Source organism: Bacillus cereus group sp. N6 (assembly GCF_016483705.1).
GTDB classification, from domain to species: domain Bacteria; phylum Bacillota; class Bacilli; order Bacillales; family Bacillaceae_G; genus Bacillus_A; species Bacillus_A wiedmannii.
Genome location: NZ_JAEHBI010000016.1, coordinates 74,743 through 99,105, shown reverse-complemented (window position 1 = coordinate 99,105; position 24,363 = coordinate 74,743). Strand labels below are relative to the sequence as shown.

Below are 24,363 nucleotides of genomic sequence, written 5' to 3'. Positions count from 1 at the left end.
TACTCAGTATTTACAAATGAGAGGCATATGAAACTAGTAAAATTAAAAAAGCTTCCGTGAGGAAGCTGAGTAGTTACTAAAATTTGTCGTTCCATTTACAATTCCCATTACTTTCGTAATAAGATCTGAAGAAAGTCCTTCTACGATACTTCGTAAAATCGGAATCCCTCCGGCTACACTTGCTTCATAAAACAAATCTGCTTTATTATCTTTTGCTACCGCTAAGAGTTCCGCCCCATGTAACGCCATTAAATCTTTATTGGCAGTCACAACATGCTTCCCGCTCTGTAAGGCTTGCAAAATATATGCTTTTGCATCATCAATGCCACCCATCACTTCGATGACAACGTCAATATTTGGATTATCTAAAATTTCATTTGCATCTTGTGTTAATAGAGTAGAAGGTACCTCTACTTCTCTCTCTTTTTCAATATTTTGTACTAGTACTTTCGTTACTTTTACAGGACAACCTACTTGGTGGATAAGTCGCTCTTGATGATCTGTAATGATACGAACTACACCACTCCCAACTGTCCCAAGACCTAATAAACCAACTTGAATTTCTTTCATAATACTGTCCACCCCTCAAAAATTGTGTTTAGATGAAATTATATGAGTAAAAAATCTGAAAAACAATGTTTTTTGAACATTCGGAAAAATATGAGTTAATCTTTACAAAGAAAACGTTGCCACGTGTTACACAATCTTTTTTTATAATACATAAGGGGTTTCTTGATACACGTAATAATTCAGCCAATTAGAGAATAATAGATTCCCATGGCTTCTCCACCTTACAAGTGGTTTCTCATTTGGATTATTATGCTTAAAATAATTTTTCGGCACATCAATATTTAACCCTTTTTGGCGGTCCCGTTCGTATTCTTGCTTTAACGTATCACAACTATATTCACTATGCCCGAGCGCAAACACTTGCCTTCCTTCTTGCCCAATGACAAGGTGAACACCTGCTTCCTCAGAATTTGCTAATAATGTTAAGTCTGTCACCTTTCTAATATCACTCTCTCGTACTTCTGTATGACGAGAATGCGGGGCAAAAAACAATTCATCAAACCCTTGTAACAATTTCACATGTTGCTCACGAACTTCATGTTCAAATACACCGAACATTTTTTCCTTAAGAGGATACTTTGGAACACCATAATGATGATACAAGCCAGCCTGTGCCCCCCAGCAAATATGAAGCGTAGATGTTACATTCTTTTTTGAATACTCCATAATACGTTTAAGCTCTTCCCAATAATCTACCTCTTCAAAAGAAAGAGTTTCAACTGGTGCTCCTGTAATAATAAGTCCATCAAATTTCTCATTCTCAATATCACGAAATGTTTTATAGAAACTCGTTAAATGGTCCTGCGCTACATTGCGAGACAAATGTGATTCCATATGAAGTAGGTGAACATCTAATTGCAACGGTGTGTTGCCAATTAAACGAAGTAATTGCGCTTCTGTTTCTTGCTTTGTAGGCATTAAATTTAAGATAGCAATTTTCAATGCCCGGATATCTTGTGTTTCTGCTCGCTCCTTCGTCATTACAAAAATATTTTCCTTCTGCAACACTTTGCGAGCTGGTAAATCTCTATCAATTATGATCGGCATGTTCTTTGCCTCCGACTAGCGCTGCTTCTAAATCTGCAATAATATCAGAAACATCTTCTATACCAACCGATAAACGAATTAAATCTGATGTAACTCCAGCTAGACGCTGATCTTCAGCACTTAATTGTCTATGCGTTGTGCTAGCAGGATGTATAACACAAGTTCGTGCATCCGCTACATGCGTTACGAGAGTTGCTAGTTTTACATTTGCGATAAATTCTTTCGCTGCTTCTAATCCGCCCTTAATGCCGAATGTTAAAACACCACTAGCACCTTTTTTCAAATACGTTTGTGCTAACGAGTAATTTTCATTGCTATCTAATCCCGGATAATTCACCCATTCAATACGTTCATGGTTAGCAAGCCACTTAGCAACTGCGAGAGCATTTTCACTATGACGCTCCATTCTTAAATGTAGCGTTTCTAAGCCGATATTGCTAATATACGCATTGAATGGGCTCATACAGTTTCCATAGTCTCTTAATAATTGAACACGTGCCTTCACAATATACGCTGCTGCACCAAAATTTTGAACGTAACTTACGCCGTGATAACTTGGATCCGGTTCAACAAGTTCAGGATATTTCCCATTTGTCCAATCAAAGTTCCCTCCGTCAATGACAATGCCGCCTAAAGAGCTTGCATGACCATCAATATATTTCGTCGTAGAATGAACGATAATATTTGCTCCGTGCTCAAATGCTTGGCATAAATAAGGAGTTGCTAATGTATTATCCACGATAAAAGGTACTTCTAACTCTTTCGCTGCATCTGAAAATTCTTTGAAATTTAAAACGTTCATCGCTGGATTTCCTAACGACTCTGCATAAACAAGTTTCGTCTTATCATTAGCAAGGGCCACAATTTCATCAGCACTTAAATTCGGATTAAAGAACGTAACGTCAATACCAAGCTTACGCAAACTTACTCCAAATAAATTAAACGTTCCGCCATAAACTGTGGAAGAACAAAGCAAGTGGTCTCCGCTACTACAAATATTTAAAACAGCAAGCATAATAGCAGCCTGCCCAGAAGCCGTTGCAACAGCTCCTACACCACCCTCTAAATCCGCTAACTTTTGCTCAAATGCAGCTAAAGTAGGATTTCCAATACGCGTATATATATATCCTTCTGCCTCTAAATTAAATAGCGCTGCTAAATCATCTGAAGTATCGTATTTATACGTTGTACTTTGATAAAGTGGCAAAACACGCGGTTCACCATTCTTTGGTGTATAGCCACCTTGCACACAAATTGTTCCTTTTCCCCATGATTCTCCCATCTCTCATTCTCCTTTCTTTTATACAAAATAAAAAACTGCTCCTTTCCTGAAAACAAGAAAGGAGCAGTTTGAAAACACGCTCTAAAGGCTCTTTCTTATCTTTCAGGATTATTACCTGCAGGATTTGGCACAATTCCGTTATACGGCTGTTGCCAAGGTTTCATCGGGCCTGTCCCTCCACCTTTTCTTGATAAGACTATGCAATTACCGTTGATTTTATAGCAATAATTTCCTAATGTCAAACAGTTTTTCTGAATGTTCTAAATTAAATACAAAGAATTTGACATGCATAACAAAAGAAATATATTCCATATCCATTTGAAAAAGACCTTTTAAAACCCACGATTACTATATAAAATTAAGTAAGTAGTTTAACTGTATACATTTCAAATTCTCACGAGACCTCAATATATTGAATAAGCCCACCTCTCAAAAAGATACTATACATATTCCTTTCACAGTAGCATATTTAATCCTTTCGACATTAAAACTTACATAACGGAGGTATAACATGACAAACACAAAGGACATGCACTATATACTCGTCCTATACGGCATTCTTTTAGGCTCTATAGTAGGAGCTACAGTCTGGCTATTTTTAGTTACAATAAATATCGGCATTCACTTTATTTGGGGATACTTACCTACTATTTTCTCTTCTCCCCCGTATTACACTATTTGTGTAACAACTATCGGTGGTATTCTCGTTGGTTTAACCCAAAAATACTTCGGCATATATCCACGTCTTATGCCGGAAGTGATGGGTGAATATAAAAAAACTGGTAGAATTGAATACCGTTTTGTACATAAAGCTACTTTAACTGCGATTATCGTTTTAATATTTGGAGCTAGCTTAGGTCCCGAAGCAGCACTTGTTGGAATTATCGGTGGACTTTGTACATGGGTAGGGGATCGCTTTACATTTGCCTTAAAAGGAATGAACGAACTAACAGAGGTTGGAATTGGCGCTACTTTAAGTGTAATTTTTAACGCGCCATTATTCGGTTATTTAGCTCCAAATGAAAATGAGGGTGAGCAAATTAACGAATTTTCTAAAGGAAAAAAAGCAATTGTATATTTAGCTACCACTTTCGCTGGCTTTTCCGTTTATTTATTACTTAGTAAATTCGATAATCGCGGATCCTTTATCGTTGATTTTGGGGAAGGTTCCCTTTCTCTTAATGAATGGATCGCCTTTCTACCACTCGCTAGTATTGGTGCTATAGTTGGTTTCTTTTATTTCAAATTTGAATTCACATTAGAGAAATTAATCCATCCCTTCAGGGAATACAAACTATCACTTGGAATTATCGGTGGTATTTTATTAGGAATTACAGGAACTTTTCTCCCGTACACGTTATTCTCAGGAGAACACCAATTAAAAGATTTAGTCGTTGAATGGAGTCATTTATCTTTCTGGGTACTACTTCTTTCAGGTGTTTTAAAATTATGTATTACTGCCGTTTGTTTAAATACAGGTTGGCGCGGTGGACATATTTTCCCAATTATATTTGCTGGATCTAGTATCGGATATGCTATAGCTTCCATTGTCCCGATAGATCCAATCGCTTCGGTAGCCATCGTCACGACAGCAATTTCAAGCTATGCATTAAGAAAACCAATTGCTATAACATTACTATTACTCATGTTTTTCCCGCTCAATTTACTATTACCGATGCTTGGAGCGGCAGCGATTGGTAATGCATTTCCACTTCCTAAAAATAACGAAGCTGCAAACGAATAAAAATAGGCAGTAGGGACAAAAGTTCCACTGCCTATTTTTATTACACACGTTGCTTCAATAACGCGTATAACTCTTCAAAATTTTGTACTTCATATGTTGGCACAATCTCGCTATTATTTGATTTCTTTTCTGGATTAAACCAACAAGTATCAATTCCCGCTACATATCCACCTTTCATATCAGCACTTAACGAATCCCCAATAATGAGCCCTTCTTCAGGGGAAAAATTAGGAATTCGTTCAAAAACATAATCAAAATACTCTTTCATCGGCTTTTGGAATCCCGTATCTTCAGAAACGAAAATATCTTTAAACAAGGCATGTAATCCTGCATTACGTAAACGTTTATCTTGCGTCTTAGAAATACCGTTTGTCACTATATATAAATCGTACTCACTTTGAATTTGACTTATAAATTCAAACGCACCTTGCATAAGTTGGTCTCCTTCTTCTAAGTAGCTACGATAATTATTTTCGAATAATACTCCATCTACTTCTTCCCCGTACTCTTTAAACAAAATTGAAAACCGCGTATTTACAACTTCATCACGGTTCATTTCACCTTCCTCAAAAGCATCCCAAAGACTTTTATTAATTTTTTTATAGTGCCCTTCAACCTCGCTAGTTAGAGGAATCCCTTTCTCTTCAAACAGCATACGTAACGCCATTTTCTCCGCCTTCTGAAAATCTAACAATGTATCATCTACATCAAATAGCAATGTTTTATATTTTTTCATAAGCCCTTCACACTCTCTTTTCTACAAAAACAAATTTACGTAAATCGTATCATTCCTTCTTGTAAACATAATAGGAGATATCTCATACTAAACATGAGGTGAAAATATGAAAGTCAGCAAAAATAGCGAAGAAATCTCTCATTACATGCAAACTTACAACGTCCATACTCTTTTTTCTTTTAATGTCTTACCGTATGCTGAACTACATTCCTTTCAAAAGAGAGAAAGGATATGTAATGAAGGCGTTGATGTTCCTTATCTTTATTACTTAATTTCCGGAAAAGCGAAAATATATATGAGTCACAAAAACGGGAAGGTCTCCTTAATTAACTTTATTCAAGCACCTTCGTTCATTGGAGAATTAGGGTTAATTGGCGTTGAATCCGTTACGAAAACGGTGGAAGTGATTGAAGATTGTATGTGCTTAGCGCTCCCTCTTAAAGATTGTCAGCATCTTTTATTGCAAGATGCTACCTTTCTACAGAAACTATGTAAATTTATCGGCGAAAAAACAATTAGCCGAACAGAAAGTTACGCCAAAAACAATAGTTATCCGTTCGAAAATCGATTAGCGGCTTTTATTCTATTAACAGAACAAAATAACAGTTATACAGAAAAACATACCGAGGCTTCGGAATACTTAAATGTCAGCTACCGCCATCTTTTATACGTATTAAACCAGTTTTGCCAGCAAAATTACTTAAAAAAAGACGGAAGAACCTATTACATACAAGATCGAATTCAATTAGAAAAACTGGCTGATGAACTTAAAATATAAAAAAGTAGCATTAACGTTTACCTGTTAATGCTACTTTTTTCGAGTGACGATTCGATTTTCAATTAAAATTTACTTGCCACTTTAGCTGCTTCTTCAAGACCAGCTGTAATGATTTCTTCTGCTTTATCTGGGAATTGGTTATGTCCTTCAATAACTACTGTTTCCATATTTGTTGCACCGAAGAAGCCCATCATGCTTGCTACATATTTAACAGCCATTTCTACTTCAGCTGCTGGACCTTCAGAATATACGCCGCCGCGCGCGTTTAATAATGCAATCTTCTTATCTCCAATTAGACCAACTGGACCTTCTGGCGTATATTTAAACGTTTTGCCAGCTCGGTTTAAATAATCAATATATGTGTGTAGCACTGCTGGAATCGTTAAGTTCCATAATGGGAAACCGAAAACGACTTTATCAGCTTCTAAAAATTGATTTAAATACTTATCAGCAACTGCTACTGCTTTTGCTTCCTCTTCAGTTAAATCAAATCCTTTACCTGCTTTGAATGTACCATTAATCATATCTACGCCTACATATGGTAATTCTTCTTTATATAAATCAAGTTCTACTACTGTATCATTTGGATGTGCTTCTTTATAGTTTGCTAAAAATGCCTCGTATAATTTCACACTAACTGCTTGTTCCGCTGGGCGGTTGTTTGCTTTTACAAATAAAACTGTTGCCATTGTTTTTCCTCCTAGTACTCACTCTTCTGTTGTTATATGCTTTCAAAAAAGGTATCCCTTGTAATTGTTGTTTTGTTGCTTACAAACATATTTTATCTTTATATCAAGACAATTTCGTCCTCACATAGACGTATTTTTCCATAAAAAAAGTCCACCTTCTAAAGGCGAACTAGGTCTTACGACTTTTGTCTTATACAATTCCATTTTTCACTGCATATAATGCTGCTTGCGTGCGATCAGATAAATTCAACTTACTCAAAATACTACTTACATGAGCTTTTACCGTTTTTTCTGTAATAACTAAAACAGAAGCGACCTCTTTATTACTCATTCCTTTCGCTAATAGCTGCAACACTTCATTTTCTCTCGCCGTTAGCACATCCACTTGAATAGAAGGTTCTTCTTCCTTTTCTTCCACAGGTAATGTTTGAGAGAGAAGAGTATTTGCTATATCTGGATGTAATTGAATATTACCTTTATATGCGCTTCGAATAGCTTCAACAAGCTGATCGGGTTCTACATCTTTTAAAATATACCCACTTGCCCCCGCCCTTAACGCTGGTAAAACATGCGCCTGATCAGAAAAGCTAGTTAATACAATTACTTTCACATTTGGATATTCTTTTTTGATGCACGCCGTCGCCTCGACACCATCCATTTCGGGCATATATAAATCCATTAATACAACATCAGGATTCGTCTCCCCTACTTTCACTAACGCTTCTTTCCCATTATTTGCTTCTCCAACTAACGCTAAATCTTCCTGTGTACTTAAGAAAAATGCTAATCCTTTTAAAACAACTGTATGATCATCAACTAACAATACTTTTATTTTCACAAACTTCCCTCATTTTCACATCATAATGGTACATTTACTTTTACACTTGTTCTTTTCTTATCACTTACAATTTTAATTGTTCCACCGACTAATTCTACTCTTTCGCGCATCGTAGTCATACCGAGTGATTTCTTCTCTTTTATATCCTTCTCTACAAAGCCGTTTCCTTGATCGACTATTTCTAATGATACATTCTTCTCCGTCACTTTGAAATAAATCGCCGCTTCTCTGACATTCGCATGTTTACTTACGTTATTTAAAGCTTCTTGTCCAATTCGCCATAACGCTTCCTCTACTACGCGTGGCAAATCACGAACACCTGTAACTTGTTCCCGAATTTTCAATCCCAAACTTTCACCATATTGTTTTAAAGCTGGTAATAGTCCTTTCTCTAATCCCGCTGGACGTAGTTGCCAAATTAACGTCCTCATTTCTTTTAAAGCACCTTGCGATAACTCACGTATCTCATGCAAAGACTGATCTACCTTTTCGTTTTTCCCCTTTAAGACGGCTTCGGCACCTTTCGTCATAAAAGTTAATGAAAACAACTTTTGTGAAACAGAATCATGCAAATCTCTAGCTAAACGATTACGTTCTTCCAGTCGTACAAGTTCTCGGCGCTTTTCATTTAACCTTAAGTTCTCTATCATTAACGATATATGATTGGCTAACGCCTGTACTACATCTATCGTATTTATATCAAATTCTCCATTATTCGAACTTACACTTAGTACGCCAAATATATGATCTTGAATATGTATGGGAATGGCAATAACCGCACGATTAGGATGTACGATATTCCCAACCTGACTCTTTAACAAAACAGGCTCTTCTTTTTTCAGAGCTTCCTGTGCCGCTGACTTCAAATCCTCTTGTATCTCATCTATCTTACATGAGGCTCTTACAGCAAGTTCATTTTCTTCTCTAATAAAGAATACAACTTGCTCCCATAAAAATAACTTCCCTATTTGCTTTACAATCTCCTCTGGCAATGCATTAAATTTATGAATCGTCCTTAAAGCTTGAATAAAGCGGTCTAACTTTACATAATAATGAGCCCTTCTCTTTTCATTTTCATACAATTTTGTACGTTTTAATGCTGTTCCAATTTGGAAAGCAACTGATTGTAATAGCACTAACTCTTCTTCAGAAAAATGCGTTTTACCTGGACTAGCCACATTTAATACGCCAAATTCATCTCCCCCCGCTTTTAGCGGCACTGTCGCATGATGCACAATCCCTTCTGTATCTCCCCAGTTATATTCAATCGCATTATTAATTCTCTTACATTCAATAATATTAACGGCTTTCTCTAGTTTCCCTTCCACAAATCGGTGTAAACACCAACAATTCCCCTCACACATCGGTCGTTTATTTTCAAATCTTAATCCCTCTGGTAATTGATAATCAATTAATTTTGTATATCTGCCATTTTCATCCGCAAGAAATATCCATCCTGTCGTTAAACCTGTTACATTCAACAGTTTTTCCAACACAGCTTGCAGCACATGATATGTATCATTTGAGGTGTTCAACGTCTCTGCAATCTCTTTTAATATAACTAATTCATTTGTACGATTCTCTTGAAACATAATTCGTCTCCTACATACAAGATTTTAAATCGCCCCTAAAGTAAATCATCTACTTTTCACTTTGTACTTATTCGTAACATTGATATAATGGTGAAAACATAGTTTTCATTATATCACTTGAGGGGGATTTCATAATGACATTAAATAAAGCACTTACTATCGCTGGTTCTGACACAAGTGGCGGTGCTGGTATACAAGCAGATTTAAAAACATTCCAAGAACTTGGTGTATACGGAATGACATCTCTTACGACAATCGTAACGATGGATCCACATAACGGTTGGGCACATAACGTATTCCCAATCCCAGCTTCTACATTAAAACCACAATTAGAAACGACAATTGATGGTGTTGGAGTAGATGCTTTAAAAACAGGTATGCTTGGATCAGTAGAAATTATTGAAATGGTTGCTGAAACAATCGAAAAACATAATTTCAAAAATGTAGTAGTGGACCCTGTTATGGTATGTAAAGGTGCTGATGAAGCATTACATCCTGAAACGAACGATTGCTTACGTGACGTTCTTGTTCCAAAGGCATTAGTTGTAACACCAAACTTGTTTGAAGCTTACCAATTAAGTGGCGTAAAGATTAGTTCTCTTGAAGACATGAAAGAAGCAGCAAAAAAAATCCACGCTTTAGGTGCGAAATACGTCCTAATTAAAGGCGGTAGCAAGCTTGGTACGGAAACTGCAATCGACGTCCTATATGATGGAGAAACATTCGATCTTCTAGAATCAGAAAAAATTGATACGACAAATACACACGGCGCAGGTTGCACATATTCTGCTGCAATTACAGCAGAACTTGCAAAAGGAAAAACTGTGAAAGAAGCAGTAAAAACTGCTAAAGAATTTATCACAGCTGCTATCCGTTATTCATTCAAGATCAACGAATACGTAGGCCCAACACATCACGGTGCATATCGTAAATTCGTTGCATCAAAAGAACTTGTCTAACATATAAATGAAAACACCCACAGAGTTTATATATTTCCTCTCTGTGGGTGTTTTTTTATAAGCTCTTCTGGTCATCTTATCTTTAAGATGCAGAACTAACCTGATTTCTACCATTTCTTTTGGAGTAATATAATGCATCATCAGCAGCTTGAATAAATCGCTCTGGTGATTCTTCATACACTGAAATTCCTACTGAAACTGTAATTTTTATTTTAGTTCCATTTAGCAATTGAAATGGATGGTTTTCAACAGCCGTGCGAACTTTTTCCCCCATACGCATTCCATAAGCTAATCCTTTCTGCGGTATCAAAAGCGCAAACTCTTCCCCACCCTTTCGAAAAGCCAAATCTGGAAACATTGAAACTTCTCGTAAAATATGCCCCATTTGTTTTAATACTTCATCTCCCGCAGGATGCCCATACGTATCATTTACACACTTAAAGTGATCAATATCTATAAGTAGTAAACAAAGTGAATCATTTTTCATACGCTTATTACCAATATGACGATTCATCTCTAAATCAAACTGTCTTACGTTTCCTAAACCTGTCAGTGCATCTATCGTTGCGTATTGCTTCATCGTTTGAAATAACTCATTGGATTGCAATACATAATTTGCGCTTATAAATGTGATATATGCTGCAACACCACTACAAACTAAATATAATGCTACTATAGACATATCCTTAAATAAAATAGAAAGTGGAACCGTTAAAATAGATAAACTATATACATTAAACCAGATCCATCTTTTAAATATAGAAGCTTTCATCCGCCAAATGAAAATAATTCCAAAACCTATCAATACAATTGTATAACAAGCCAATTCAGAGGCTAAAGAGTACTCAGTAAAAAATAATCGGGTAATTAATATAATAGTAACTGTTATACTGCTAGCTATCGGACCTCCAATTATAATTGCCAAAATAACAGCTAAATAACGTAGATCCAACATAATATCTTCAATATGTACACCAAAATGCATCAACAGTACACTTAATATTCCAGTAAGAATACCTACTACACATTTCTGCCAAAAAGAGAACCCTCCTTTTAACGGTTTATCTCTTAAAAGCTGACCTCCAACAAAAATAAAGGAAAGAATAATTGTTGTGTTTACAAATAAGTCCCTTAACATAAAATAATCTCCCTACTTTTCTATCTATCCCTTTCCTTATTTTATTGTATACGAAATACCTATAATTCCCAAAGCTTTTTATTTATTTTTTGCTGTTCCACGTGAAACAGCAAAAAATAAAAAAGGACGAAAACTCGCCCTTTTCCTCAACAACACCTTGATATCTTTCCACCCTTTGCATTAAATCTAGCTTCTTGCGCTTCTGCAAAAAACTGTTTTTGACATACCACTTCTTCTTCTGGATGATGCTTTTTCATATGCTCTACATATGTTTCATAGCTTGGTACCCCAACGAGTAAACTAATAAAGTGTTTCCTTTTTCCCCATACTTTCCGTAGTCGTTTAAGCATAATAGTTCCTCGACTCACTTTCATCTCTAGAAATATATGGTGCCTCTTTTAGCGGCATCGGCTTATTTCTTAATACTTGAATCCAAATTCGAATCGCAGAAATTAATACAGCGATTACAACTATCATAAAAATTCCACAAAGCGCTGCATCAATATAATCATTGAAAATAATTTGTTTCATTTGAGCGACATTTTTAGCTGGTGCTAACACTTTCCCCTCATCTAATGCTCCCTGAAACACCTTTGCATGAGATAGAAATCCTATTTTAGGATTTTCATGAAATAGCTTTTGATAACCCGCTGTCATCGTTACAATAAGCAATCCGACAGTTGGAATAAGTGTCACCCAAACATATGCCTTTTTCCCCATTTTGAACAAAATTGTCGTTCCAAGTAATAATGCAATACCTGCTAACATTTGATTTGCAATACCGAAAAGTGGCCATAATGTATTAATTCCACCAAGCGGATCAACTACCCCTTGGTATAAGAAATAACCCCATCCTAATACGCATAACGTTGTAGCTATCACATTCGCTAATGTAGAATCCGTTTTCCCAAATGGCTTATATACATGTCCTAAAATATCTTGAATCATAAATCGGCCTACACGCGTTCCAGCATCAATTGTTGTTAAAATGAATAGAGCTTCAAAGAGGATTGCAAAATGATACCAAAAGGCCATCATGGCTGTTCCACCTATTACTTGTGAGAAAATATACGCCATACCTATCGCTAACGTTGGTGCACCACCTGTGCGTGATAAAATCGTTTGCTCTCCAACGTTTACAGCGAGATCTTTTAGTTCATTTGGTGTAATAGCAAATCCCCATGAGGAAATAACTTGAGCTGCCTGCGAGACATCCGTACCGATAAGCGCTGCGGGACTATTAATCGCAAAATAAGTTCCTGGTGTTAATACACAAGCTGCAATCATCGCCATCGCAGCTACAAATGATTCCATTAACATTGCCCCATAACCGATTGGCTGTGCGTGTCCCTCTTGTTCAATCATCTTTGGTGTCGTACCTGATGAAACGAGAGCATGGAATCCAGACACCGCACCACAAGCAATTGTAATAAATAAGAACGGGAATAAGTTTCCAGAGAAAACAGGACCTGTTCCATCGATAAATTTCGAAACTGCTGGCATTTGTAAATCTGGTGCTACAATTAAAATACCAATTGCTAATCCAACAATTGTTCCGACTTTTAAAAATGTGCTTAAATAATCACGTGGTGCTAAAAGCATCCAAACTGGTAAGGCCGATGCGATAAATCCATATACAATAAGCATAATAGCAATCGTTTCACCGCTAAACGTGAACATGCTTGCAAGCGTTGGATGCTCTGCTACATACTGTCCCCCAATAAGAGACAGTATAAGTAGAATAATTCCGATTACTGACCCTTCACCAACCCGGCCAGGCCTAATGTAGCGCATGTACACTCCCATTAAAATAGCAATAGGAATCGTTGCTGCTATTGTAAACATTCCCCAAGGACTTCCGACAAGCGCCTTTACTACCACTAATGCTAATACCGCTAATAAAATAATCATAATGCCTAAAATGCCTATCATTGCAATAAGCCCTGTAACAGGACCGATCTCATCTTTAATCATTTCTCCTAAAGATTTACCATTCCGTCTCATCGAAGCAAATAAAATTACAAAATCTTGTACAGCTCCAGCGACAACTACCCCAACAATAATCCATATTGTCCCTGGTAAATATCCCATTTGCGCTGCCAAAATCGGTCCTACTAAAGGGCCTGCCCCAGCAATTGCTGCAAAATGGTGCCCAAATAATACCCACTTATTTGTCGGAACATAATCTTTTCCATCGTTTAATGTATGGGCTGGCGTTTGCCGATTATTATCTAAACCAAATACCTTTCTCGCTATAAATCTACTATAAAAGCGGTAAGCAACTGCATACACACATACCGCAGCTACTAAGAGCCACACGGCATTAATAGTTTCACCTTGTGATAAAGCTATTACACCAAAAGCACCTGCGCCTACTGCTGCAATAACTCCCCATAGTAAAATCGACTTCAATGTTTTCACATACAATCCCCCCAATACTATCGCTTAGTGGGATTGTACTAAATTTTCTGAATATTTAATTTGAATCCTCCTTATCATGAAGGATTTTTAGTTTATCATGTTAAAAAATTCGCATTACCTACTATAATTCAATCTTATTTCGAAGTCGTTTCACATAATTACGACTAACTGGAATCGGTTGCTCATCATATTTATCTAAATACAGATTATATGTGCCATTATAATAAGGTTTTAGTTCTTGTACATATGACATATTAATTAAATAACTTTTATGCACACGTAAAAAATCATATACATTTAGCTTATTTTCCAGCTCTTGAAGTGTATATGTTGAAATATACTGATTATTTGTTGTATAAATTGAAACCGTTTTGTTTTCCTTATTTTTGCTTACATATACAATATCTTCAGGGAAAATATACCGAATTCCCTCTTGACCTTCTATCGGTAGTTTTCGCAAATAACTCTTTGCTTTCTCGCCTTGCTCTTTACACATTCTATATAAAAGGAATTGCAAATCTTCCTCACGAAATGGGCGTAGTAAATAATAAAATGCTTGAAACCGAAATGCCGTAATCGACTCTTCTATATCTTCACCCATAAAAATCAATTTCGTATAACAATTTACTTCCCGTAATAAACTCGCATATTCAAAACCAGTTCCATCTAGTAATTTTGAGTTCAAGAAAACAAAATCTGGTGTATGCTTTTTCATGATCAATAATGATTCTGTTCCCGTATTCGCTTCAAAACATTCTACATTCCTTATATTTTCAGTAAATTTTTCAGCTAAACTTCTTCGCTCTTCTGCTTCTTCCATGATCAGTAAAATTTTCATTTCTTCAACCACCTAATTCTTTTGTCCATATGTCTTGTTGTATACATTCGCTTTTATAAGAAACATTCCCTTTTTCTTACTATACCATTATTTATCTAAAAAAACAGAAAAAAGGAAACCACAACGGTTCCCCCTACCCTTTCATTCCATTATTTGTAGGAAGTAACACCCACTGAATGCGAAGAAATGATTGTTACTTCCCCAAAAACACAATTGGTGCTGGCTAATAATCAGTGGGGATAAATCCCTCACCGATTAAACTTTCACCTTATATTAATTCTCGTTGCTTCGTTTCTTGCCCAAGTACAATTACAGCAACTACGCCAATTAAAATTGATCCACAGAAAATCGTAAATATTAGTGATAGTGAAGCCTGTGAAGCAACTAAATATCCTACTAATAGCGGCCCAAGAATACCACCAATACGACCGAATGCTGCTGCCATCCCTGCACCTGTACCACGAATAACCGTTGGATACTGTTCCGGTGTATAAGCGTATAATGCACCCCAAGCACCTAAATTAAAGAAGGATAGTAACATGCCTGCTACGATTAATATCGTTAATGACTCTGCCACTCCAAACAAGTAAGCACTACATGCTGTACCGATTAAATACGTAACTAAAACGAACTTACGACCAAGTCGTTCAATAAACCAAGCAGCCGTGAAATATCCTGGCAATTGAGCTAACGTCATAATAAGTACGTACTGAAAACTTTTTATTAAACTAAATCCTTTTAATACCATTACACTAGGTAACCAAAGGAACATCCCATAGTAAGAAAAGACAACAGAAAACCATAGAATCCATAACATAATTGTTGCCTTACGATATTCACCAGACCAAACTAACTTTACATTTTCGATAACAGATGGTCTTTTTTCAGCCTTTTGAAATTTGGGAGAATCCGGTAAATTCCATCTTAAATATAAAGCATATAGTGCCGGAACCGCGCTCAATACCATTGCAACTTCCCAACCATATTTCGGAATAACAAAATACGAGATAAGGGCTGCAATTAGCCATCCACCTGCCCAAAAGCTTTCTAATAGCACAACTATTTTGCCACGTTCATGCGCTTCAACGCTCTCTGATACTAATGTAGATGCGACTGGAAGCTCTCCGCCAAGCCCCATACCAATTAAAAATCGTAAAACAAGGAACATCGCAAGTGTCGTCGTTAAAGCAGTTAAACCACTACCGATAGAAAATAGTAATAATGTAATAATAAAGACTGATTTCCGCCCTATTTTATCTGATAGTATTCCAAAAACGAGCGCTCCGACTGCCATACCAATCGAATTAACGCTGCCTATCCAGCCCATTTCTTGCGTACTTAATCCCCAATCTTTTTGCAGTGCTACCATTACAAATGAAAGCATTCCAACATCCATTGCATCAAATAACCATCCAAGCCCTGCTATACCAAGTAGCTTTCGCTTCGAAATTTCTTTCACCTTGCCCACAAGAAGTCCTCCTTACACAGCTGTCTTTACACATCATTTTACATGTGTGAATTGTATAAGTAAAATACTTTCGTTCAAAAAATTCTCCTTCATCATTCCCCAAAAGTAAAATACTTATCACACTATTTGAGGGCAGTAAGACTCCTACCTCAAAATTCAGCTGAAACAAAAAGGTTAAATTGAAGACCAACTGCCATTAAACGTCCAATTGGTGAGAGTTAACCATCAGTGGTGGATGAGCAAAACCTCACTTTATTAAAAATGACCAAATAAAAAAGTAGCGATATTCCGCTACTTTTTCGAACGCATGACTTCTTTTAAAAATTCCGCTAATACTAACTGACGACGCCAGCGCGTTGGATTACTACACAATCTATAAAACCACTCTAAGTTAATCGCTTGAATCCATTTTGGTGCACGTTTTACCTCTCCAGCCCATACATCTAAACTTCCGCCCACTCCAACAGCCATCTTCGTTTCTAAACGATGCTTATTAGTTTGGATAAAATTCTCTTGTCTTGGGAAACCAAGCGCGACAAGTAATAAATCTGGTTTTGCTTCTTGAATGCGAGAAACGATACTCTCTTCTTCTTCTTGTTTAAAGTACCCATCTTGTGTACCCACAATAGATACAGCTGAATATGTCTTCGTTAAATGATCTGCTGCAGCTTGTACAACATGCGGTTTTGCACCAAGTAAGAAAACAGATACCGGTTTATTCTCCTCTGATAACTTTGCAAATAGATTACACATTAAATCAAAACCTGCTACACGTTCCTTTACAGGTGTACCTAACATACCACTTGCTTTTACAACTCCAATACCGTCAGGTGTAATTAAATCTGTATTTAATAATGTTTTATGGAATGTTTCATCCTTTTTTGCACACATAACAATTTCAGGATTTGCTGTTACTACCTGAAAAGTATGAGTTCGCTCCAATTCTAGTTGTCCCTTCAAATATTGGATCGTTTCATCCATTGTCATTGTAGAAAAAGGAACACCTAGAATATCAACCGTTTTTACTTCCATGATTAACTATCCTCTCTATTTCAGTAAAAGTTTTTTATATGCATTATAAGTATCTTCATACAAATTCTTTAGCGAGAAATGAGTAGATGCATGATTATATAAACGATTTCCCATCGCTTCTAATTCACCATTCAACCATTTTTCATAAGCATTTTCTAACGCGTTTGCTAACGAATCCGCATCACCAATCGGTACAATCCATCCATACGTATCATCAACTATTAACTTTTTCATATCACCTACATTTGTTGCAATAGATGTTAAGCGTTGATTAGCCGCCTCTAATAAAACAAGAGGGAAGCTTTCGCTATAAGAGGTTAACAAATTAATGTGTGCAGATGCATATAATTCTTTTGAATCTGTACGAAAACCTAGAAAAATCACCTTATCCTCTAAGCCCTTTTGTTTCACCATCTCTTTTAATTCTGCTTCTATAGGTCCATCACCAAGCAAGAGCACCTTTATATTTGGAATTTTAATTTTTTGTAACGCTTCAAATAAAATATCATGACCTTTAACAGGATGAAGACGCGCTACTTGAACAGCTGTAAATACTCCTTCATCAATGCCAAATTCACTTTTATCATAAGGTTTTGCTGGAGTATTATCATACTCGATTCCATTATAAACCGTACAAATCTTCTCTTCTGGTACACCTAGTTTTATTATGTTTCTCTTAAAGTTTTCCGTAATTGCAAAGAATAAATCTACCTTCCTGAAAGAACGTAAATTTAACTTCGTAAATACCCATCCTTTTAATCCCCTCTTCATAAAATCCAAAGTTGGATCACTGTGGACAGTCATTATCCATTTCGCTTTTATACCTTTTTTCAAGAGGGAGAGATAGAAATTTGCTCGTGCGCCATGTGTATGCACAATGTCAAATTGATTTTCATTAATAAATGCTTTTATTTTTGAAAGAATTGATAGGTCGTACCGAGATGATTGGGTAAAAACATGCACTTGAATACCAAGGTTTCTCGCCTCTCTAGCAATCGCACCTTCTTCAAATACCATTAATTCCACTTCTTCCTTTGAAAATTGAGATAAAAGTGAAATAATATGTGTTTTCCCCCCACCTTCTTCTGCACCAGCATTCATATGCAACACTTTCATTTCTTACATCCCCCATTTTTTCTTTTTATTTACTATAACAAAATAAAAGCTAACATATGCTAGCTTTTATTTTTCTATCATTCAATTTCCAAGTCAACTATTAAATATGCCATGATTATTACTAAGTAGAAACTCACTCCAGGTGCAATTAAAATATGACCAGCCATGAATGAGATACCTAATCCGAGAAGTATTGCTGCAATCATCATTGCATATTTCACTGTGAATATTTGTTTAAATTTAGTAAATATACATGCAATAAATTTAATACCAAAGTATAAGAATGGAATTACAAGTAAAATGAACCCTATGATTCCGAAAGAATAGAACCAATCGTGGAAGTCACGTTCAATTAATTTCGGCTGTTCTTTATAGTTACCAGCATAACCCATTCCTAATAATTTTTGAGACATTGGGGCTTCATTATAGAAATCTTTATACATCTGTTCAAATAATTGACGCCCACTAAAAATAAGAGCTTGCGTTTCTTCTTTCTTCTCCGCTACTTTTTCTTTTGCTTTTTCTTTCTCTTTTTCTTGCTCTGTCACAGGAGGTTTGTGCTCTTTAGCTTCCTCCTTCTTTTTCTCTTCCTTTTTCGCACTCTGTTCTTGTTCAATTAATTGGAAATGGAATCCCATATTTTTCATAAACGGTGAAAAAGGTGTATATGCCAATATGCCTACAAATACAGTTATTGCAAGAAAACCATTTAATAAATAGGCATGTTTCTTTCCATCTTTACGCTGTGTGAATGCCTGAATAAAGCACATAACAACTGCGATAGCCATTGATCCAAAGATTGCTCCTACGCCAACCTTTGTCCCAATTGCAAATAGTGAATAAACAACTAAAATTGAAGGAATCCAATAGTACGCTTTACCTATACTTTTTGTTCTTTCAATTGAATACAAAATAACAATTGGACACATGATGGCTAAAATAGATCCTAGCTCGTTACCTGCATAAAACCAACCGCGTGATCCTAACTTTACCCATTCATAACTATTATAATCTGTTCCAGTAGTAATCGAAGCTACCATGACTACTCCTATAATTAGCGATGCATACGTAACATAGTCACGCATTTTTGAATTTGAATGGCTTTTCTCTTTTAAAGACTTAAATACAAATACATAACAAGTAAGCATAACAAACGGATATAATGCTTTTGCTATAAACTTAATTTCCTCTGTAAGTACCATAGGATCTTTTGTAAGCTTGTTATTTACCAATCCGATGGTGAAGACTATTCCTACTAAGATTATATACAATATATATTTTATATTTCCTTGTTTCTTCGTTTGAATTAAAATATATATCCCGCTTAGGAACATAACGAATAAGCGTGTAATAACTCCAATGGTCGTATCAATTTTTAAAACCATTATACAGAATGCCGTGAGCAAATCTAAAATTGGTTGCAACAAAATAAAGATTAATAGAAAATTTTCAAATTTATTACTTTTACTATTTTCGCTTAACATCTAGAACCTCCATAACTATTACCTAATTTCAATCTATACTGTTAATATTTTTTTCTTATCTCAAATATTTATTATAACATATATTTTTTAATTAAACGCCTCACATTTCTCCCCAGCCTTACCTTATAGAAAAAAGCATATTTGCATTTTCAAGCGCTTTCTTTCCTCATTTTTTCTTTTTTTCTACATGTAAAGAAAATGCATTGTTATTTACATAACTTTAGTGTATATTTTTTCTCTGGAACATCTTTAGGAGGAAGGGATTACAGCAATGTTATTAATCGACATATTTACGTTTCTTGGCATTATCGCCGCTGCTATTTCCGGTACATTAGTTGGTTTAAAAAAAGATTTAGATTTATTCGGTGTCCTTTGTTTAGCTGTAGCTACAGCGCTCGGTGGCGGTATTATTCGTGATATTATGATCGGTAACCTGCCTCCTGTCGCATTTGTTAAACCCATTTACTTTTTCGTAAGCGTATTATCAGCATTATTTACTTGTATGTTTTTTGAGCGTATCAATAAACTGCAAGTCGTTATTATGCTTTCTGATGCTGTTGGCTTAGGTGTTTTTACAGCTATTGGTGCAAATGCAGCAATGTCACATCATGTTGACGCCTCATTTTTAGTTGTTTCAATGGGAGTCATTACAGGTATTGGAGGCGGTATTTTACGTGACATTTGCGCTCAAGATATCCCCTACGTATTCCGAAAAGAGATTTACGCAATCGCTTCTATCTTAGGAGCAATTAGTTTCCTAATCACATATGCAATGGGGGCACACGTACTAGCTTTCTATGTTTGTTTATTAGTAACATTTATTATTCGTGTTGTCACTGTAATATATAATGTACATTTCCCTGTTTTCTTTAAAACACATGCTAAAATTAATAAAGGCCATTAAGAGAATTCTACACAGAATTCTCTTAATTTATATACTATTCTACACACTAATATAGAGTAATTGTATATAAAAATATATAATTATATTAGAACCAAAAATGAAAACGCTTTATACACAGGGGGAAGAACGATGCTTCGGTTTTTTAAAAAACATACAAATAAAACAAACGCCAGTATACTTGAATTAAGTAAGGATCAAAAAATCACTTTTAACGTGCCTACTAATTCTGAACTGAAAATTCAAATGGATATGCTACATATTTCAAAAGAAGATTTACAAATCGTAAAGGTACTACAGCCCTTTATTTATGAAGAAATTGATTGGATTACGGAAAAATTCTATGCCAATATTACAAAGCAGCCTAATTTAACTACTATTATTGAACGTTATAGCTCTATTCCAAAACTAAAGCAAACTTTAAAAACACATATAAAGGAATTATTCAGCAGAGATATGCACGAAGATTTTATTGAACAACGTGTTAGAATTGCCAAAAGACATGTACAAATTGGTTTACATAGAAAATGGTATACTGCCGCTTATCAAGAATTATTCCGCTCTATCATGAAGATTTTGCAAACAAAAATTACAACAATTGACGATTTTTCTTATTCTATAAACGTAATAAACAAATTATTCACCCTTGAACAAGAGCTCGTTATTGCGGCTTATGAATCTGAATATGAAAGAATGCAAAAAGAACATGAAAAAGAAAAAGAAATAACAGCTATGACCATTACGCATATTGCAACAGAACTAGCATCTGTATCTGAAAAAACGAGTGCTTCTATTCAACAGTTAACCGCTAAATCTGAAACTATTGTAGAAATTGCCAAAACAGGTACATCATTAGCTACAACATCAGAAGAAAAAGCGAATAAAGGGAAAGAACAATTAAATCAACAGAATAAACGAATGGAATATATTCAAACAAACATGGAAACGATTATTACAGATACTCATGAACTTCTCGATATTTCTAATAAAATTAACGAGATTATAGACATTGTAAAATCAATTGCAGAGCAAACAAATTTGCTCGCACTAAATGCTGCTATTGAATCTGCACGTGCTGGGGAATTTGGCAAAGGCTTTTCTGTTGTAGCTGGAGAAATTCGCAAGTTATCAGAGCAAACGAAAGAATCTATATTCAACGTTACAAAGCTCGTTGAAAAAACAAATGAACAAATTGTTCGTGTCTCTTCTTCAGTGAAACAAATTAGCTCCCTCGTATCTGAAGGAACGGATAGTATGTCTGCAACAGATCAATACTTCCAAGAAATTGTAAAAGACATGTCTAACTCGAAAGAACAGAATAAAAAAATTGAAAATGAGTTAGAAACCATTTCACAAGTAATGAAAGGAATTCAAGACGATTCCTCAAAAATGGCTCTAACAGCTGATAGTTTACAACTAGAACTGAATAGATAGGGTGAAGCTTATGTCAGTAGAGATTCTTCATCTCTGCTGACTCTTAGTCCTCATCTTCCATCCATAAAAAAAGAATCCAAACTGGATTCTTTTTATTTTCTGAAGAATATTTTTTGACAATAAACATAACTCATATAAACACCAAAGCTTTGCAAAATAAACAAGGCTGGCACAATAAGATTGTAATATGCCATATCTACTTGGAAGAGCCTTAACAATACGTATCCGCCAATTAACAAAACGAACAACATATATCCTTCGTTTTGTTGTTTCTTAATAAGAAAGTGTAATAAAGCTATCGACATAAATAATGTTACCGCTATATATATAAGTTTTTCACATTTAAATAGAATAGAATGTATTCCCTCACCTGAGAATTGATTAATTACTGGCTTTAAAAGTTTAAATCTTTCTTCTTCAATCTCTTTTAGCTTTTGATCAATATGCTCTGTTACGTTTTGATTCTTTGTTATTTTTTCCTCATTTTTACTTTTTCCAATTAAAACAGATTGAACATACGTCTCATTTGAAATTGTATATTGTGACATTCCCATTGTCTGAATTCCATAACTCACACCAAAATGAGCACTATAAAATAGAATAAGTATCCCTATCATCTTTAATAGTACTTTTTGCTTCATTGCTGATTGAAAGAGTTCAATTAACAACACATATACAGCAATAAAAATAGGAAGAAATAATCCTATTGGGAAAATCATATTACTGCATGCAAATAAAATTGCTGAAAGTACCCACATATAAGGATGATCTAAACCTTTATATAAAAGTATGTAGCAAGCCAAATAAAATAAAAATATTGCGAGCGATTCTGATGTTAATAAGGAACTCATAAATATATTCGGAATATATAAAGCGTAAAATACAGACGCAATACGGCCGCATTCTTCTCCGAAAACCATTGCTGCAATACGATAAATGAAAAATGCAGTCCCTGTGCAAAATAAAATATTAAATAACTGCAATGCGAATACTGTATCGCCAAATACACGAATAATTATTGATTCATAAATAATAAAAGGTAACTGCGCTATGCTCTCTACGTTATTACCAATTGCAATCTGCTTTGCAGACTCAAACATAGCTTTCATATCACCAATTATTGGAACGTCTACAAATAGAACCATACTAAGTCTCACAATTATAGATGTACTCATAAGAAAAACAAGAAATTGTTTTTCTGTAAAGCGATACTGTAAAATCGATGCCACTAACAACATAAGAATAACAAAAATAACCAATACAATTGTTACACTTGTTGTACTGTCGCCAAAAAATTGTTTACTTGTTTCAAACGCTGACCAACAACTATAAACAAAAAATGCGAGCATCGCACCAATCATTATTTTACTAAAAAAAGACGAAAAATTTGTTTGTATATGCTTCATATGTCCATTGCACCTCTATTTCCATTCATAACAAAACGATTCTATCATGAATAGGTACACAGCTGATAGGGAATTTCTATGACAAATACAGGGTCCTAATTTTTTCACTTGCAATGTAAGCGAATCCTCTTTTACACTACACTTTATATAGTAATAAATTTTCTTTCAGTTACATGAATACAAATACAGAAGTTTTACTAACCCTCTTCTGGAATTCTTTACTTCATTAAATATCTATTGATTTTTAATTTTTTGTACTCCACTTACAATACATGTCATTCTGATTGAAAACAGAAAATAGGGGCTGACCATATGGAAAAGAAATTCATGCGAGAATCCAAAGCAATTAAAACAACACGTGTTTTTCCGAATGATTTAAATAATCATCAAACACTTTTCGGAGGAAAATTATTAGCGGAAATTGATAGTATCGCTTCAATTGCAGCTGCAAGACATAGCCGTAAACATTGCGTAACGGCATCTATCGATTCTGTTGATTTTTTAACTCCAATTCACCAAGCAGATTCTGTTTGTTACGAAGCATTCGTATGTTATACAGGAAAATCTTCGATGGAAGTGTTCGTAAAAGTAATTGCAGAGAATTTATTAGCAGGCGAACGTAGAATAGCTGCAACATGTTTCATTACATTCGTTGCATTAAAAGATGGAAAACCTTCATCTGTCCCACAAGTACTACCTGAAACGGAAGAAGAACATTGGCTACACACAACTGGTTCTGAGCGTGCAGAAAGTAGAAAAAAAGGGCGTGTAAAAAGCAAAGAAATGGCTGAAGTTTTAACTTTAAGTAAACCTTGGAGTATATAGGCCTTCACCATTAAAACATCTTTTGAGCGAATAGCTATCACATATTCGCTCATTTTTTATAAACA

At 35.3% G+C, this 24,363-nt stretch carries 21 protein-coding genes, 2 pseudogenes and 1 riboswitch; of the genes and pseudogenes, 7 read left to right on the top strand and 16 right to left on the bottom strand.

Annotation, left to right across the window (positions count from 1 at the left end; genetic code table 11):
* Positions 1 to 78 precede the first annotated feature (78 nt).
* The 3 genes and pseudogenes from JDS99_RS13995 to JDS99_RS13985 form a co-directional block, all read right to left on the bottom strand.
* Positions 79 to 570 (bottom strand): annotated as a pseudogene (locus JDS99_RS13995) (homoserine dehydrogenase); the annotation flags it as partial.
* A gap of 141 nt (positions 571 to 711) precedes the next feature.
* Positions 712 to 1,617, bottom strand: coding sequence for a homoserine O-acetyltransferase MetA (gene metA / locus JDS99_RS13990; RefSeq protein ID WP_088065059.1), 906 nt, complete (start codon positions 1,615 to 1,617; stop codon positions 712 to 714).
* Entirely contained in the window at positions 1,601 to 2,899 is a 1,299-nt protein-coding gene (locus JDS99_RS13985) for a bifunctional O-acetylhomoserine aminocarboxypropyltransferase/cysteine synthase (RefSeq protein WP_000504750.1), read from the bottom strand. The genes metA and JDS99_RS13985 overlap by 17 nt, the downstream gene beginning before the upstream one ends.
* 92 nt (positions 2,900 to 2,991) lie before the next feature.
* Positions 2,992 to 3,096: riboswitch (SAM riboswitch) on the bottom strand.
* Positions 3,097 to 3,410: 314 nt separating this feature from the next.
* Between JDS99_RS13985 and JDS99_RS13980 the strand changes: the two genes are divergently transcribed.
* Positions 3,411 to 4,643 (top strand): chloride channel protein, encoded by a 1,233-nt coding sequence (locus tag JDS99_RS13980; RefSeq protein WP_199695230.1) that lies wholly within the window; start codon positions 3,411 to 3,413, stop codon positions 4,641 to 4,643.
* A gap of 40 nt (positions 4,644 to 4,683) precedes the next feature.
* Here the strand turns inward: JDS99_RS13980 and JDS99_RS13975 are convergent, their stop codons facing one another.
* Entirely contained in the window at positions 4,684 to 5,379 is a 696-nt protein-coding gene (locus JDS99_RS13975) for a YjjG family noncanonical pyrimidine nucleotidase (protein ID WP_048542774.1), read from the bottom strand.
* A gap of 106 nt (positions 5,380 to 5,485) precedes the next feature.
* Between JDS99_RS13975 and JDS99_RS13970 the strand changes: the two genes are divergently transcribed.
* Positions 5,486 to 6,157, top strand: a complete 672-nt coding sequence (locus tag JDS99_RS13970; protein WP_087981907.1) for a transcriptional regulator YeiL — start codon at positions 5,486 to 5,488, stop codon at positions 6,155 to 6,157.
* 62 nt (positions 6,158 to 6,219) lie between these two features.
* On the opposite strand, the gene JDS99_RS13965 is transcribed toward JDS99_RS13970, so the two are convergent.
* From JDS99_RS13965 to JDS99_RS13955, 3 genes are all read right to left on the bottom strand, one after another.
* Positions 6,220 to 6,846 (bottom strand): FMN-dependent NADH-azoreductase, encoded by a 627-nt coding sequence (locus JDS99_RS13965; protein WP_000246726.1) that lies wholly within the window; start codon positions 6,844 to 6,846, stop codon positions 6,220 to 6,222.
* 190 nt (positions 6,847 to 7,036) lie between these two features.
* Complete coding sequence (locus tag JDS99_RS13960) at positions 7,037 to 7,684, bottom strand: response regulator (protein ID WP_088065061.1); 648 nt, start codon at positions 7,682 to 7,684, stop codon at positions 7,037 to 7,039.
* A gap of 20 nt (positions 7,685 to 7,704) precedes the next feature.
* Positions 7,705 to 9,276, bottom strand: coding sequence for a GAF domain-containing sensor histidine kinase (locus tag JDS99_RS13955; protein WP_061671883.1), 1,572 nt, complete (start codon positions 9,274 to 9,276; stop codon positions 7,705 to 7,707).
* 134 nt (positions 9,277 to 9,410) lie between these two features.
* Between JDS99_RS13955 and pdxK the strand changes: the two genes are divergently transcribed.
* Positions 9,411 to 10,235 carry a pyridoxine/pyridoxal/pyridoxamine kinase gene (gene pdxK, locus JDS99_RS13950; RefSeq protein ID WP_087981903.1) on the top strand — a complete coding sequence of 275 codons (825 nt, stop codon included), beginning with the start codon at positions 9,411 to 9,413 and terminating at the stop codon, positions 10,233 to 10,235.
* An 82-nt stretch (positions 10,236 to 10,317) separates the two neighbouring features.
* Here the strand turns inward: pdxK and JDS99_RS13945 are convergent, their stop codons facing one another.
* The 8 genes from JDS99_RS13945 to JDS99_RS13910 form a co-directional block, all read right to left on the bottom strand.
* Positions 10,318 to 11,373: a GGDEF domain-containing protein gene (locus JDS99_RS13945; RefSeq protein WP_097906572.1), complete on the bottom strand. Its 1,056-nt coding sequence runs from the start codon at positions 11,371 to 11,373 to the stop codon at positions 10,318 to 10,320.
* A 146-nt stretch (positions 11,374 to 11,519) separates the two neighbouring features.
* The gene (locus JDS99_RS13940; RefSeq protein ID WP_000919820.1) at positions 11,520 to 11,723 is read right to left on the bottom strand and encodes a YbdD/YjiX family protein; all 204 of its coding nucleotides are present in this window, start codon (positions 11,721 to 11,723) and stop codon (positions 11,520 to 11,522) included.
* Complete coding sequence (cstA, locus tag JDS99_RS13935; protein ID WP_000854302.1) at positions 11,716 to 13,794, bottom strand: carbon starvation protein CstA; 2,079 nt, start codon at positions 13,792 to 13,794, stop codon at positions 11,716 to 11,718. Before cstA ends, JDS99_RS13940 begins: the two co-directional genes overlap by 8 nt.
* 121 nt (positions 13,795 to 13,915) lie before the next feature.
* Entirely contained in the window at positions 13,916 to 14,632 is a 717-nt protein-coding gene (locus JDS99_RS13930) for a LytR/AlgR family response regulator transcription factor (protein ID WP_048542790.1), read from the bottom strand.
* Between the two features lie 268 nt (positions 14,633 to 14,900).
* Positions 14,901 to 16,100 (bottom strand): MFS transporter, encoded by a 1,200-nt coding sequence (locus JDS99_RS13925; RefSeq protein ID WP_098082159.1) that lies wholly within the window; start codon positions 16,098 to 16,100, stop codon positions 14,901 to 14,903.
* A gap of 291 nt (positions 16,101 to 16,391) precedes the next feature.
* Positions 16,392 to 17,132: a WecB/TagA/CpsF family glycosyltransferase gene (locus tag JDS99_RS13920; RefSeq protein ID WP_046955475.1), complete on the bottom strand. Its 741-nt coding sequence runs from the start codon at positions 17,130 to 17,132 to the stop codon at positions 16,392 to 16,394.
* A 15-nt stretch (positions 17,133 to 17,147) separates the two neighbouring features.
* Entirely contained in the window at positions 17,148 to 18,248 is a 1,101-nt protein-coding gene (locus JDS99_RS13915) for a glycosyltransferase family 4 protein (RefSeq protein ID WP_088065067.1), read from the bottom strand.
* A 77-nt stretch (positions 18,249 to 18,325) separates the two neighbouring features.
* Positions 18,326 to 19,732 carry an O-antigen ligase family protein gene (locus JDS99_RS13910; RefSeq protein WP_088065068.1) on the bottom strand — a complete coding sequence of 469 codons (1,407 nt, stop codon included), beginning with the start codon at positions 19,730 to 19,732 and terminating at the stop codon, positions 18,326 to 18,328.
* Positions 19,733 to 20,003: 271 nt separating this feature from the next.
* On the opposite strand from JDS99_RS13910, the gene JDS99_RS13905 reads away from it, so the two are divergent.
* From JDS99_RS13905 to JDS99_RS32775, 3 genes and pseudogenes are all read left to right on the top strand, one after another.
* Entirely contained in the window at positions 20,004 to 20,636 is a 633-nt protein-coding gene (locus tag JDS99_RS13905; protein WP_000924376.1) for a trimeric intracellular cation channel family protein, read from the top strand.
* A 129-nt stretch (positions 20,637 to 20,765) separates the two neighbouring features.
* A pseudogene (locus JDS99_RS32780) lies at positions 20,766 to 21,263 on the top strand (protoglobin family protein); the annotation flags it as partial.
* A 63-nt stretch (positions 21,264 to 21,326) separates the two neighbouring features.
* Positions 21,327 to 22,067 carry a methyl-accepting chemotaxis protein gene (locus tag JDS99_RS32775; protein ID WP_371399406.1) on the top strand — a complete coding sequence of 247 codons (741 nt, stop codon included), beginning with the start codon at positions 21,327 to 21,329 and terminating at the stop codon, positions 22,065 to 22,067.
* Between the two features lie 92 nt (positions 22,068 to 22,159).
* On the opposite strand, the gene JDS99_RS13895 is transcribed toward JDS99_RS32775, so the two are convergent.
* Positions 22,160 to 23,473, bottom strand: a complete 1,314-nt coding sequence (locus JDS99_RS13895; protein ID WP_088065069.1) for an ArnT family glycosyltransferase — start codon at positions 23,471 to 23,473, stop codon at positions 22,160 to 22,162.
* A 312-nt stretch (positions 23,474 to 23,785) separates the two neighbouring features.
* Here JDS99_RS13895 and JDS99_RS13890 point away from each other — a divergent pair, with 312 nt between their 5' ends.
* The gene (locus JDS99_RS13890; protein ID WP_000412135.1) at positions 23,786 to 24,298 is read left to right on the top strand and encodes an acyl-CoA thioesterase; all 513 of its coding nucleotides are present in this window, start codon (positions 23,786 to 23,788) and stop codon (positions 24,296 to 24,298) included.
* Positions 24,299 to 24,363: the final 65 nt, after the last annotated feature.